The sequence below is a fragment of the Kitasatospora sp. NPDC006697 genome (assembly GCF_042869935.1).
In the GTDB taxonomy this organism is placed as follows: domain Bacteria; phylum Actinomycetota; class Actinomycetes; order Streptomycetales; family Streptomycetaceae; genus Kitasatospora.
Map to the genome: position 1 here is coordinate 1 of NZ_JBIAGU010000032.1, position 12,412 is coordinate 12,412.

A 12,412-nucleotide genomic window follows, 5' to 3' on the forward strand; every position below is an offset into this window, starting at 1 on the left:
CCCGCGGAGCGGGACCCTACGGGCCTTCGGCCCTTCGATTCGCGGTGATCGCGCTTCGCGCGATCACCGGGGCAGCACTCCGCTTCGCTTCATGCTGCCCCGGGCGCAGCGCTTCGCGCTGCGCTGGTCCCGCTCCGCGTGACCGTGGGGGATCGCTTCGCTCGCCCCCACTCGGACCGCTTCGCGGTCCGGCCGGCCTGCGGCCGGGCCCTGGCTCCGCTTCGCTCCACCAGGGCGCGTGACCTTCGGTCACGTAGGCCGTGACCTCCTCCGCTTCGCTCCGTCGGGCCCGGCCAAACGCCCTCCGCTACGCTCCGGGCGGGCTGACTGAGGAGGGGGTGCCTGGGGGCCGTTTTCGCCGCCCGTTCCTGGGGTAGCCCGATTGGTCTAGACCGTGGCCTGAACCAATCCTGGAAGGCAAGTCCGACTGGCCTCGGGCACTGTCTTGCCCGCGCTCCTCTCGTGGACCCGGGGAGAATGTATCACTTCTGACTCGTGGGGGAATCCTGCCAGATTGAGCCTCCCTAGCAAGGCAACTCGACTTTACTGCAAGAGAGTTGGAGTAGCGTCGAGCGCGGGCAGCTAGGAATCTGCACCACGCCGACCCACCAATCGTCACCCACTGTCAGCCACAACCACGCACCACCACGTCAGAAACCCACCCGCCCACCAACAACCCCACACCAACACCACCCGCCGAACCCACTGACACCCCACCGCAGATTCGCAGCGGCACACCGCCACGGCGGCCGGGCCCCGGGCGCGGCGGTCAGCCCCTGAACGCCCGTCAGCGCGTTGGCGGTCCGGTGCCGGAGGGACGGCACGGGCGCGCTGCGGGGCCGCTGACGGACCGCCAGGGGGCGTCGGTGGCCGGTCCGGGCGGGTGTGTTAGCAATCGGCGTCAACCCTTCACCGAGATCCAGCGAAACCCTTCACCACTCCCCCGGCCACCCCTTCACCACAACCCACCCCACGCCACCCCCGCCACCAGCCACAACCCGCCACCCCACACCAGTGAAACCACCACGCCGAACCCGATGAAAACCACACGCCGATCATCACTCGCCCTCGACGGCCACGTCGACTGGCCGAGCCTGCCGGAGGAGACCGTCTTCGAAGGCGAGCCGCTCGGCCGGTGGTTGCGTGAGCAGCGCGCCGGCTTCGCCGAGCTGGCGGACGATCAGCGCGACCTTCTGCTGGTGCTGGGGATCGATGAGGACCCGGGGCTGGCCGCCGAGAAGGCCGCGGCGGCGGCGAAGCCGACCCGCACGCGCGCGGACCGGTTCGGCCAGCACCTGGCCGCACTCGCCCAGTACGTCGCCCGCGAAGGCCACGCCAAGGTGCCCCGCCCCCACAAAGAACAGTTGGAGACCGTGGTGACCGGCGCCGGGGGCCAGGAGGCAGTGGAGGGCGCCGAGACCGTCCACATCGGGCTGGGAGTCTGGCTGAACAACATGAAAAGCCGGCGAGCAGCTGGCAAAGCCGCCGCGCGACGTGGAGCGGGGCGAGCGACACCAGTGCGCGCCGGGCGCGCAGGAGATGGCACCGCCCTGTCCGTGGATGGTGAGTGGCAGGAGCTGGCGAGGGGGTGTTGTGGGTCGTTTCCCCATTTGGTTGGGCTGTTGGGAGTAGGGTCGGTGCAAGTTGGGCCGGGTGGACCGGCTGGTGGCTTCGTGATGCCGTGGGGGCATTGGTGACGATCGTGGCCGAGGCCGTTGTTGGATACATGTTCGCGTGGGGGATCCGCAAGGCCCGCCGGATCACGGGGCGGGCCGATGCCGAGGTCGATGCTGTCCTGGATGCCGCGATGGACCGCGTCCACGAGGTGGTGGTCACCCAGCTCGGCACCAGCGGGGACGTCGGGCGGCTGGAGGAGGAAGCCGAGGCCGGCATGGACGAGCCGAGCGTACTGACCGCCCGCAAAGCCGCCACAGAACTCACCCAGGCCATCGAACAGGATCCCGGCTTCGCCACGCAGCTACAGGAGGCCCTACAAGCCCTGGAGGAGGCCAAGAAGGCCGCCGGTCCGGCTGCTCTCAGCGGCTACCGCTTGCACGTCGACGGGGACGTCACGATCGAGGCCACCGACCACTCGATCGCCGGCGTGGACGTGCACATCAGCGGGGACGTGACGCTGGGAAACCCTCAGGTGCCCGGGCCGAACAACCGCTGACCGACCCGGGCACCACTCCGCCACCACTTCGCGTACCGCTGTCACCGACTGCCAGGCCGGCGGCCGATGCACACACGGCGGAGCAGCTCGCGCAGACCCCGGGCTCGATCACGGCGATTAACGGCAGCATCGCCGTCGGCGGCAACTTCAGCATCAACCAAGTCGTACAGGAGGCCTCGCCGGAGCTGACGGGGTATCTGGCCGCCGCCAGGCGGGCAGCCGAGCAGCACCCCTACCCGGGTGTCCTGCCAGGCGCTACTCCGCCGCTCGCCGCCGTCTACCTGCGCCAGCACGTACGGGCCTACCTGAGCGAGCAGCATGACGACGCCGCAGGGCAACGAAAGGCGCCGGACATGGGACCGCCTCAGCCCGCAGAGCAGGTCCTGACGCACCATCCGCTGTGCGTCGTCCTCGGCGGCCCTGGTGCCGGCAAGTCCAGCGCGCTGCGCACCCACCTGAGCAACTGGCTCGCCAGCGGGCGAAGGCAAGGGGCGCCCGCACCGGCACCGGTGTCCGGCCCGGTACCGGTGCTGGTCAACGCGGCAGCCCTGGCAGGCGGCCGGCCGCTGCCCGAGGCCCTGGCCCGTGCGGCCACCGCCGATCTCACGCCGCACGGCCTGGAGATCGGGTTTCCCCGCGACTTCTTCCTCGGCGCCCCGCATCCCGGCTCGCGCTGGCTGGTCATGGTCGACGGACTCGACGAGATCGCCGACCCGCATACCAGACACGAGGTCCTCACGAGCATCGCCGAGCACGGCAGGAGCGAGGGCCCGTACCGCTTCGCCATCGCGAGCCGCCACTTGCCTGAAGGTGAACTCGATGCCCTCGGGGCCGGTGTCCCGCACTACGAGCTGCAGCCGTTCACCCGCGAGAGCATCCCCGGCTTCGCACAACGCTGGTTCGAAGCCCTCAATGTCGCCGAACCAGCCTCGGCCGCTACCGAGTTCGCCCGGGCTGTGGCCCGAACCGGGCTGTCCGAGCTGAGCCGGACACCGCTGATGTGCACCATGCTGTGCCAGCTGTACGCCCTCGACCGGCAGCGTGACCTGCCCGTCGGGCGCAGCGCGGTCTACCGGCGCTTCACCGATCTACTCCGGGAGCGCCAGCACGCCCGCGGCGAAGGCGGGATCACCGTCCAAACCGAGTCCGCCCTGGGGCGGTACGGCCCTGCCGCCCTCGAACGCGCGAACCATGTCCTTGACCGGGCTCTGGATCTGATCGGCCATCTCGCAGCCCAGCGCCATGCGGGAGAGACCCGGCCGGCCATCGCGATCATCGCCGCCCATCCCGCCTGCGTGTGCCCCGACCGGGTGCCCGAGGACATCTGGACCGAGTTCCTGGCCACCGTGCTGCGCGGCAGCGGGCTGCTGGTGAAGCGGGCCGCAGACTACATCTTCCTCCACCAGACCCTGCTCGAGTACCTGGCCGCCCGTCACGTCGTCAAGGAAGCCATGGCCAGTGAGAACCCGGCCGGTGTCATCAGGCAGATGGGGTGGGGACGCGGGTCGTGGTGGCCGTCGGACGACTACTCCTTCGCCGGATTCCTGATCGACGCCTGGGCTGGCCAGGACTTCACTCCCGTGGCCCGGGCATTGCGCCGACTCGCCGCAAGGCGGGGTCTGAAAGGCCGGCAGTTCATCGCCGGCCAAGTCGAACTCGGCACGGTCCTGCCACCCGAGGTCATCGAGCAGGCCGTCGCCGGCCTGAGAAGGCTCGTCCACCAGGCACACTCATTCAGGAACCCCCTGACCGAGCTGGCCAAGAAGGCGCACTCGGCCGAGGACCGCTATGCGGCCGCCCACGCCCTGTGGAAGATCGACGAGCGGCAGGGCCGCAACGCTCTGCTGGCCGTCGCCGACGACAAGCGGGACGTCACCTACTGCTGTCTGGCCGCACGGGATCTTGACGAGCTCGGTGACCCCCGCGGCGGGAGAATCCTCGCCACGATCGCCACCGACGACAACCTGACAGTCGACTCACGGCGGCGCGCCGCGAAAGAACTCGCTCTCCCCTCGGCGGACGGCACCCGGCCCCCCGACCCTCGGGGGCGGAAGATCCTCGCAGCGCTCGCCACCAACCCCGAGCACAAGGGCCTCGACCGGTGCAGAGCCGCCCGTGACCTGGGCGACCTCGGTGACCCTCGTGGGCAGCAGGTTCTCGCCGCGATCGCCACCAACCCCGAACACGACGGCCCCACCCGGTGCGAAGCCGCCAGCGACCTGGCCGAGCTAGGCGACCCCCAAGGCCCCGAGGTTCTTGCCGCGATCGCCACCGACCCTGAATACGGCGGGCCAGCCCGACGCGACGCAGCTAACCGCCTGGTCAGACTTGGCGACTCCCAAGGACTCAAGGCCATGATCGCGATCGCCACCAGCGCACAGTCCCCAGCAGACGTCTACGAAACAGCCACCGACAGGGCCAAGCTCGGCGACCGCCAGGGCCTGGCACTCCTCGCGACAGTCGCCATCAACCCTGACCTCTACGAGTTCCTCCGCCGCAGGGCCGCGCGGACCCTGCGCAGCAAGGGATATCCCTTGTCTCGAAAGCTCACGCGCATGCTGGTGATGGACGCCAACTTGGCAGGGCTTAAGTTCACTTTCGGGCTCTTGATGCTCAGCCTGTTTCTGCTAGCCGCATTCGGGGCTTTCCTGGGTGTGAGAAACCTGGCAGGCGTTTCTTTTGCCTGGGCGGCACAGTTTGTCGGAACCTCCTCCTGGAAAGGTACCGCGGCGTGGTGTCTCGGCATCGGCGTTTGCACCGCCGCGGCGCTTGGCATCCTTGGAGTACTGCTGGATCGAGGCTGGCTAACCGAGAGCGCGGGTCCCGTGCTCCGGGCAGCCGTGCTGCTGGCCCTAGCGGTCTTTGTCGGATCCGCTCCTGTCAGCTATCTCGCCCAACGGCACGCGGACACGACGACAGTACCCGCAAGCGTCTCCTGCAAGCGCGATGATAGCGAGTGCGCCTATACCTGGTGGTTCGAAGGCAAGCCGTACACCCAACGGGCGGATACCTTGCAGGTGCCCGAAGTCATCCATATCGACCCCGCCCATCCGAGCCAATCTGACCTGCCCGTTTCTCCACCAAAGGGGCTCCTTCTATACGCACGCGGCGCGGGCGGGATGGCCCTGTTGTGGTTCACACTCAAGCAATTCTCCTAGCCGATCGACAGCCTATTTCAGCTCTCAGACACCATCATTCGTCTCACACAAACTATTGATGCCGAAATCTCACGAGCAAGCCGCACAAAAGGGTGAGGCCGTTTTCAAAGAGCCTCATCACCGTTTACTGAGCTTGCAGTTTAATTAACCTCCGACACGACTGGCCTAACTCCGTGATCATGTTCAAGGGGTGGTGGCATGTGCTGCCAGATGACGAGCGGCAGCAGTGGGCCCTGGACCCGCCGTTCGTGGCTGTTGGGCCTTTGCGCTTGGTATGAGTCCGGCCGAGGTGGCGGACGCGATGAGCGGGGCCATCGCGGAGAGCGGACAACGAACGACCCGCTGGCCGGCGGGCGGTTGGCTTTGTATCTGAGGTTGGGAGTCGTTCCGACCACCCCGGCGGCCCCACCACCCGGGCGCCCGTCGCCCCCACCCGCGCCACCGCCTCCGCCGCCACGCCGGTGCCCGACACCCCCGCGCCGACCAGAACCGCGGTGCCCCCGGCCACGCCCTCGCCGGTGACCGCCGCCCGCACCGTACCGTCCGCGTCCTCGTACACCGGCACCCCGTCCACCAGCGCGCCGGTGCGGTGCACCACCACCGTCCGCGCCGGCCAGGTACACCCCGGCGCGGGGGGCAGGTGCGGCGCGAACCGCCGAGCCGACTCCATACCTGCGATCCTGCCCCGGCCGACCCGACCGCGCCCGGCCGACATGGCAGGCGGACCGGTACAACCCTGCGAGCGCCCGGCCCCGCCCGGTGCCAGGCTGGGCTCCATGGCCGAGACCGATGCCGGGGACGACGAGGTGATCGGCGACCTGTTCGCCCTGGCCCCGCGGGACTTCACCGCGGCCCGCGACCGGGCGGCGCGCACCGCCCGGGCCGGCGGCCGGCGCGAGGCCGCCCGGACGATCGCCGCGCTGCGCCGCCCGACCCAGCCGGCCTGGGCCGTCAACCAGCTGATCATCAAGCCGAGCACGACGGCCTGCAAGAGGCTCCGGGCGCGACTGCGGACCGAAGTGAGGGCCCTGCATGGGACCAACGCCGAGGCCGTATTGCGCAGACTGATCCCGATCGTTCGCGGTTGGGCGGCCTACTACCGGGCGGTGGCGTCCACGACGACGTTCTCGTCGCTGGACCACTACATGTGGCGGCTGACCTTCAAGTGGGCCAGGCGTCGCCACCGCAACAAGTCGAGGCACTGGGTCGTGGCCCGGTACTTCGGCAGGTTCCACCCGTCCAGGCGGGACCGGTGGGTGTTCGGTGACCGCGACAGCGGCGCCTTCCTGCCCAAGTTCTCCAGGACCGGCATCGTCCGCCACCAGCTCGTCAAGGGCGGAGCGTCCCTGGACGACCCGACCTTGGTCGAGTACTGGCGGGACCGTCGCCGACGCAAAGCGCCACCGCCGATGGACAAGACCAGTCTCGTCCTGGCAGTGCGGCAGCAAGGGCCCTGTCCCCTCTGCAAGCAGGCGCTGATCGCCGGGGCCGAGTACGAACCGGACAGCCCACGCGAGTGGATCAACTGGTTCGCGGCCTCGAAGAAGATGCTCCACAAGCATCACTTCACCTACCGGCGAGACGGCGGCACGGACGAGCGGAACAACCTCCGCCTCGTGCACTCCGAATGCCACCGCCAGCACCACGCGGGCGACAGCAAACGGACCATACAACCCTGCTGACCTGCGAAGCCCTTGGGGCTTGCTTGAGCCGTGTGCCTGGAAATCGGGCACGCACGGTTCTGAGGGGGCCGGGTCACGGCAACGTGACCCGGCTACCCGACCACAGCCGGCTCGCCGCCCGCAGCGACCTCGCCCGCTGATCCACGGCCGCAGCAGCCGGCTTCTCAGGCCGCCTGCACCTCGGCGGCCGGCTCCTCGCCGTTGTGCAGGACCACCACCCTCTCCACCCCCGCTGCGTCCTTGCGGATCACGACCTGGCTGCGGGGCACGAGCGAGCGCAGCCGCTCCTCGACCTGCCACCGCTTCCCGTCCGCCGCGGCCTGGGCGATCACCGGGTGATCCAGGACCGCGGCGGCAGCCTCGGCGTAGGCGGCGCGCAGCTCGAACCAGCGCCCGTCCTCCTGCGGCGTCCAGGTACGCCGCTCCACGATCTGCTCCGGGTCCGGGTAGGCGGCGCGGCGCTCGACCTCGACCTCGGCGACGTAGGAGTCGAGGTCGAGGCGGGCCTGCATCCGCTGCTCCTCAAGGGCGATCAGGTCGTCGGGCAGGTCCGTCGTGCTCACCGTGTTGTCCTTCCTCACGGGCCGGGGGGATTCGATCGTCCGGTGCCGCAAGCCGACCGCACGGGAGACATGCCTGTGCGGGTCAGCAGCGTCACGCGACTGGATGTTCGAACGCTTGTACGAGAGTATCGGAAGTGTGCAACCCCACCCGTCCCCACCCCCGACCCACCCGCAGACCGGCCGCCCCGAACACCCGGCCCGCCGGCCGGCCGAGCCGATCACGTTCGTCAGCGAGCTGGGCAGCGCGTGGCTGGACGTCCAGCGCCTGTCCCCCGCCGAACTCGAACAGGTCGCCCGGCACCCGGTGGTGGAGCAGCTGCGGCCGGTGTGGGTGCGCTACGGCCGGCGGTGGCTGCCCAGCGTGCTGACCGGCTGGTGCGCGCTCGGCGCCGGCCGCTGGGCTGCCCGGGTCCAGCACGGGCCCGACGCCGAGCCGGTCTGGCTGCGCCACCGCGGCGCCTCCCTCCAGCCGATCCTGCCGATCGAACAAGGCCTGCCGCCCGGCGACCTCACCGACCTGTCCCGCAGCGCCCGCCGCACCGGGAGGAACGGGTGAGCCCGCTCGGCCCGGCCCGACGCCCGGCCCCGGAACCGGGCGGCGCGCTGCGCCTGGCCGCCGCGCTCGAGGCCACCGCCCCGCACCCCGCCACCGCGCCGCCCGCAGGCGCGCCGGACGAGGACCGGCTGCTGCCCGTGCCCGAGGCGCTCGCCCCACTCGTCCCCGGCGCCGGCCTGGCCCGCGGGGCGGTCACCGAGGTGGCCGACACCGGCATGGGGCTGCTGTGGGCGCTCGCCGGCACCGCCGCCCGCGACCCCCACCACACCCCCGCACACCGGTGGATCGCCATCGTCGGCATCCCCGAAGCCGGCCTGCTCGCGCTGACGGAGACCGGCGCCGACCCAGACCGGCTGCTGCTGGCCGACCGCCCCGGCCGGCACTGGGCCGACATCGCCGCCGCCCTCGCCGGCGCCGTCGACATCCTCGTCCTGCGCCCGCCCACCCCGGTCACCGCCGAGACGGCCCGCCGCCTGGGCGCCGTGCTGCGCCGCGGCCGCGCCGCCCTCCTCACCCCCGCCCCCTGGCCCGGCTCCACCCTGCGCCTGGCCGTCGCCGGCAGCGCCTGGCTCGGACTCGGCCAAGGCCACGGCCTGATCCACAGCCGCCAGGTACAAGTGGAGGCGACCGGCCGCGGCCGCGCCGGCGGCCCCGCCCGCACCACCGAGATCTGGCTCCCCGACCCCGACGGCCGGATCCGCACCATCGAACCTGGCGAACACCGCCTACCCGAAACACCCGGTCAGGCCCCGGCCGCTGCACGGCTGACCGCAATCGCTCACCAGTGAGCAGGGCGCTCGTCCGTCAAGGGCGGGTGGCCTGGATCGCTTCCTGCAGCGTGCCGAAGGCCTGCTCGGCGTGGGCCCGGAGGCTGTCCCATGCGGTGGCGAAGTCGTTGATCGGGAAGGTCAGGCCGAGGTCCTTGTGTGCCTCGAGCAGTTCAGGGGCCGGCTTGGTGTGGATCGCGGAGTTCCGAAGGACGCGGATCTGGTCAAGGGTGTGTACAGCGTCTCGGACCGCGTCCTGGTCGATCCCGGGCATGGTGTCGGCCAAGTGCTGCTCGATCCGTCCAAGCGGATGGGACGGATTCTTGCCTGGCACCTTCAGGCGGTTGAGCAGCTCGGCCAGCACGGCCACGCCAGTGTGGAAGTCGGCCTCGGAGCTCACAGACAGGGCCAGCAGGCTGGAGCGGTCCACGGGCGGCCGCTCCACCAGGCGGCCTCCGGTGACCAGCTCGTAGGTAATGTCCAGGAAGTTGGCCGCGCGCAGCAGCGCCCTCGGTTCCCCGTAGGTCAGCGTGGCCAGCGGCTCCGGCCGGGCAAGGACAGCCTCGATCGTCACTAGGTACTCGTTGGTGTCCTGGAAGTCGGCTGCATCGAGAAAGCCCAGCGTGCCGTTTCCGGTGGAGGTTCCGGCCCTCTGGTTGAAGCTCAGCCCCGGCCACTCGTGTTCCGCCACCGGCGCAGCCCACGCCAGGAAGGTGAGGTTGCGATCGATGCTGGACTGCCGGACTGCTTCCGCCAGATCCATGTGGAGGTTGAGGACCTGGAAGGGGCTCTCGAGAATGCGCTGCTGCTGCTTGGTCAGAGCACGCATGAAGGCGAGTAGGTCCTCGGCGGCCGCGGAGGCGATGCTGTGGTTGATGTGATGCAGACCCGCGATGGTCGGCCACACTTGGGCCTTGGCCGGGATCCAGCTGCCTTGGGCGTGCCAGCCGACCGCCCCGTAGCCCTGCTCTCGCAGGTGCGTGCCGATCCGTGGAAAGCCGTTCAGCACTACCGCAGCATCGTGTCCGGCGAGGCGCATGACGTACTCGACGTAAGCGAAAACCGGGAACTTCTTGCCGTCCAGGAAGGGCTTCCAGACGGTCTCCAGGAGCAGTTGTTGCGGTCCGTCCAGGGGTTCCAACAAGGTGTTCAACGCGCCTCCGAACTCAGCTACGGCGCCCTCTCCTTGTCGAAGTACGCTCAGCCCGTTCCATCTTCCTCGCCGGCATGCCCGGCCGCGCCCCGTTTTGCTTGACGCCGCGGTGAGAGCTGGACGCCGCGGTACCTTCCTCTTCGCCCAGTTGACGGATCAGCGCTTGCGCGTGGCGTCGTGGCACGTCAGCGGCTGGCCAGTTCCTCAAGTCGACTCGCCAGGCTGGGGCCGGGGCGGCCCGCCACGCCATCCACGAGGTCGCCGGGGCCACCGTGGACGACCAGGTTGTCGACTTCGGCTGCCCGTACGACGGCGGGTTCTTCCCCGCAGCCGAACGTCAGGTCCAGGGCCGTGGGCGTGTAGCCGTGCAGGTCCGGCAGGCTCGGCGGTGTCCCGAGGAAGTCCGGTGTCTTGGTGCGTGCCTCCTGCAGCCACCAGGTGGCGTCACGGACTTCTCCGCGCAGCGGGAAGCCGAGGCCGCGGCCGAAGCGTGCGCTGTGCGGTCACCCACAGCGGGCGCTTCCGCTCAGCCGGAGTTGCGTGCTGCGCGCTTTCCCAGCCCGAGGTCGCGGGCTCGGTTGTGGATCTGGGCTGGGCTCAGCCCTGCTTGGGCGGCGATCTGCGCGGTGCTGATGGCGGGGTCGGCCCAGGCCCCGCGCAGCCATGGCTCGTCCAACGGCCTGGGCTCGGGACCGCGCGGCGGGCGGCGCGGACCCAGCCCGAGTTCGCGGGCCCTGGCGAGCAGAGTCGGGTAGCTGACGCCGGCCTGGACGGCGATGTCCGCCTGGCTGATGGACGGGTCGACCCAGACGGTACGGAGCCACTGCTCGTCGATCGGCTTGACCTGCCATCCCCCCGGCGGGCGCAGCGCTTCCAGTCGGGCGGCGAACTGCGGGTCATGCTGGGCCCGGTAGCGCACGGCAAAGCGGCTGGCACCGCTGACTGCGCCTGCCTCCTTGGGGCTCATGCCCTGCGCCAGCGCGGCCAGGTACGCCTCGTACTGGTCCTCGGCCGTGGGTCCGCGGCGTATGTGTGTGGCCTTCCTGCCGTGGAACTCGCGGACCGCCCCGACGGCCGCATCGAAAGCGGGGTCGGCCCGGCGCCACTGGCTGAGGGTCGAACGGTCGATGCCGACGGCTGCCAGGGCGTGCTTGTGGAGGGGCCCGCGGGTCAGCAGCTCCCGCAGGTAGGCGGCGTGGCGGGTCCGGTGTGCGTCGTCCTTCAGCGCTTGCCCGACCAGCTCCCAGCCCGGGTCGCCCTCGCGCACGACCGGGTCGGTGCCGGGCTGGCGGTCGTCGGCGAGGGCACGCGCGATCGCGTCGGCCGCCGCGGCGAAACGCGGGTCGGCACGGCGCCAGGCCGTGGCCGCCGCCTCGCTGATACCGGCGGCGGCCAGGGCGCCGTAGCGGGTGGTACCCGGTACCAGCAGCGCCTGCAGGTAGGCGATCTGACGCGGGCGCCGCGCCTCGGCGGCGGCCTGTTCGAGCTGTTCGGGGCCGCCGTCGGCCCGCAGGCGGTGCAGCCAGCCCGAGACCGTGCCGCGCGGCAGGCCCAATTCCTTGGCCATTTCGGTGACCTGGCGGCCTAACGCGCACCGCACCGCGAGGAAGTCCGCCACATCGGCGAACCCGAGCCGGTGGGCGGCCTCGTCCACCCGGGCCCGTTCAGCGGCGGCCTTGCCCGCTCCGCCGCGGCGGCGGGCCGCCACCACGCCGGGGCGCCGGGCGGTCTCCTGACTACTGCGCACCGCGGACGTGGCCGGGGCGATCATGCGGCCCCGCTCCATCTGCGCCCGGATGTCGGGCCGGCCGGCGTAGCGCTCGCGGCCCTGCTCCCGGGCCCGCTCGGCCAAGTCCGACGCGCGCAGACCCAGCCGGCGGGGCAGCTGGTGCGCCTCCCGGTACTCGGCGGCGGACATCTGGTGGGCGGAGCCCAGGTGCGGGGGCAGCAGCCGGAACCAGCGACCGCACTCCAGGCACTCCAACCGGCCGTCCTCCTGCGGCTGGACACCGCTCACCGGTGGGCCCCGTCCGCGCCATCCGCGACGGCGAGCGCAGCAGCGGTCCACTGGTAGCCGGCGGCGGCGGTCCTTGGGTCCTGCTCAGGCATCCCGTCCAGGTCGGCGTGCTGGGCCCAGAACTGCGCGGTCTGCGCAACCAGGGCGATGGTGGGGGTGAGCTGGACGATGCCGCCCTGGGCGGGCGCCAGGCGCTCGGCGGCGGCCGGCGCGGTCAGGGTCTTCCCGCTCCCGCACGCCACGGACAGCTGAGCGCGACCGCCGTCGGCGAGCGCCCGGCCGGCGACCTCGACCGCCTCGTGCTGGTGGTACCGAAGCTCCATCGGAGCGCTCCCCTTTCTCA

At 71.0% G+C, this 12,412-nt stretch carries 11 protein-coding genes; 6 read left to right on the forward strand and 5 right to left on the reverse strand.

Annotation, left to right across the window (positions count from 1 at the left end; translation table 11 throughout):
- Window positions 1-1,037 precede the first annotated feature (1,037 nt).
- The 3 genes from ACFYNO_RS32560 to ACFYNO_RS32570 all read left to right on the forward strand — a co-directional run bounded on the left by ACFYNO_RS32560 (window position 1,038) and on the right by ACFYNO_RS32570 (window position 5,331).
- Complete coding sequence (locus ACFYNO_RS32560; RefSeq protein WP_388020981.1) at window positions 1,038-1,697, forward strand: Helicase associated domain protein; 660 nt, start codon at window positions 1,038-1,040, stop codon at window positions 1,695-1,697.
- Window positions 1,694-2,173, forward strand: coding sequence for a hypothetical protein (locus ACFYNO_RS32565; protein WP_388020984.1), 480 nt, complete (start codon window positions 1,694-1,696; stop codon window positions 2,171-2,173). The genes ACFYNO_RS32560 and ACFYNO_RS32565 overlap by 4 nt, the downstream gene beginning before the upstream one ends.
- 353 nt (window positions 2,174-2,526) lie before the next feature.
- Entirely contained in the window at window positions 2,527-5,331 is a 2,805-nt protein-coding gene (locus ACFYNO_RS32570) for an NACHT domain-containing protein (RefSeq protein WP_388020987.1), read from the forward strand.
- A 124-nt stretch (window positions 5,332-5,455) separates the two neighbouring features.
- Here the strand turns inward: ACFYNO_RS32570 and ACFYNO_RS32575 are convergent, their stop codons facing one another.
- The gene (locus ACFYNO_RS32575; protein WP_388020990.1) at window positions 5,456-6,109 is read right to left on the reverse strand and encodes a DUF6296 family protein; all 654 of its coding nucleotides are present in this window, start codon (window positions 6,107-6,109) and stop codon (window positions 5,456-5,458) included.
- Between ACFYNO_RS32575 and ACFYNO_RS32580 the strand changes: the two genes are divergently transcribed.
- Entirely contained in the window at window positions 6,108-7,013 is a 906-nt protein-coding gene (locus tag ACFYNO_RS32580) for a group II intron maturase-specific domain-containing protein (protein ID WP_388020992.1), read from the forward strand. The two genes, ACFYNO_RS32575 and ACFYNO_RS32580, sit on opposite strands and share 2 nt — an antisense overlap.
- 164 nt (window positions 7,014-7,177) lie before the next feature.
- Here the strand turns inward: ACFYNO_RS32580 and ACFYNO_RS32585 are convergent, their stop codons facing one another.
- Window positions 7,178-7,576 (reverse strand): hypothetical protein, encoded by a 399-nt coding sequence (locus tag ACFYNO_RS32585; RefSeq protein ID WP_388020994.1) that lies wholly within the window; start codon window positions 7,574-7,576, stop codon window positions 7,178-7,180.
- A 136-nt stretch (window positions 7,577-7,712) separates the two neighbouring features.
- On the opposite strand from ACFYNO_RS32585, the gene ACFYNO_RS32590 reads away from it, so the two are divergent.
- Both ACFYNO_RS32590 and ACFYNO_RS32595 read left to right on the forward strand, forming a co-directional pair.
- Complete coding sequence (locus ACFYNO_RS32590; RefSeq protein WP_388020995.1) at window positions 7,713-8,132, forward strand: hypothetical protein; 420 nt, start codon at window positions 7,713-7,715, stop codon at window positions 8,130-8,132.
- Complete coding sequence (locus ACFYNO_RS32595; protein WP_388020997.1) at window positions 8,129-8,920, forward strand: hypothetical protein; 792 nt, start codon at window positions 8,129-8,131, stop codon at window positions 8,918-8,920. The genes ACFYNO_RS32590 and ACFYNO_RS32595 overlap by 4 nt, the downstream gene beginning before the upstream one ends.
- A 16-nt stretch (window positions 8,921-8,936) precedes the next feature.
- Here ACFYNO_RS32595 and ACFYNO_RS32600 read toward each other — a convergent pair whose 3' ends face one another.
- From ACFYNO_RS32600 to ACFYNO_RS32610, 3 genes are all read right to left on the reverse strand, one after another.
- The gene (locus ACFYNO_RS32600; protein ID WP_388020999.1) at window positions 8,937-10,052 is read right to left on the reverse strand and encodes a hypothetical protein; all 1,116 of its coding nucleotides are present in this window, start codon (window positions 10,050-10,052) and stop codon (window positions 8,937-8,939) included.
- Between the two features lie 526 nt (window positions 10,053-10,578).
- Window positions 10,579-12,069, reverse strand: coding sequence for a MucR family transcriptional regulator (locus ACFYNO_RS32605; protein WP_388021001.1), 1,491 nt, complete (start codon window positions 12,067-12,069; stop codon window positions 10,579-10,581).
- The gene (locus ACFYNO_RS32610) at window positions 12,066-12,392 is read right to left on the reverse strand and encodes a DEAD/DEAH box helicase family protein (RefSeq protein ID WP_388021003.1); all 327 of its coding nucleotides are present in this window, start codon (window positions 12,390-12,392) and stop codon (window positions 12,066-12,068) included. Before ACFYNO_RS32610 ends, ACFYNO_RS32605 begins: the two co-directional genes overlap by 4 nt.
- Window positions 12,393-12,412: the final 20 nt, after the last annotated feature.

Bases quoted from the DNA above. Each gene is read 5' to 3' on its own strand.
- ACFYNO_RS32560 (WP_388020981.1), top strand. From the start codon at position 1,038: ATGAAAACCACACGCCGATCATCACTCGCCCTCGACGGCCACGTCGAC.
- ACFYNO_RS32570 (WP_388020987.1), top strand. From the start codon at position 2,527: ATGGGACCGCCTCAGCCCGCAGAGCAGGTCCTGACGCACCATCCGCTG.
- ACFYNO_RS32580 (WP_388020992.1), top strand. From the start codon at position 6,108: ATGGCCGAGACCGATGCCGGGGACGACGAGGTGATCGGCGACCTGTTC.
- ACFYNO_RS32575 (WP_388020990.1), bottom strand. From the start codon at position 6,109: ATGGAGCCCAGCCTGGCACCGGGCGGGGCCGGGCGCTCGCAGGGTTGT.
- ACFYNO_RS32610 (WP_388021003.1), bottom strand. From the start codon at position 12,392: ATGGAGCTTCGGTACCACCAGCACGAGGCGGTCGAGGTCGCCGGCCGG.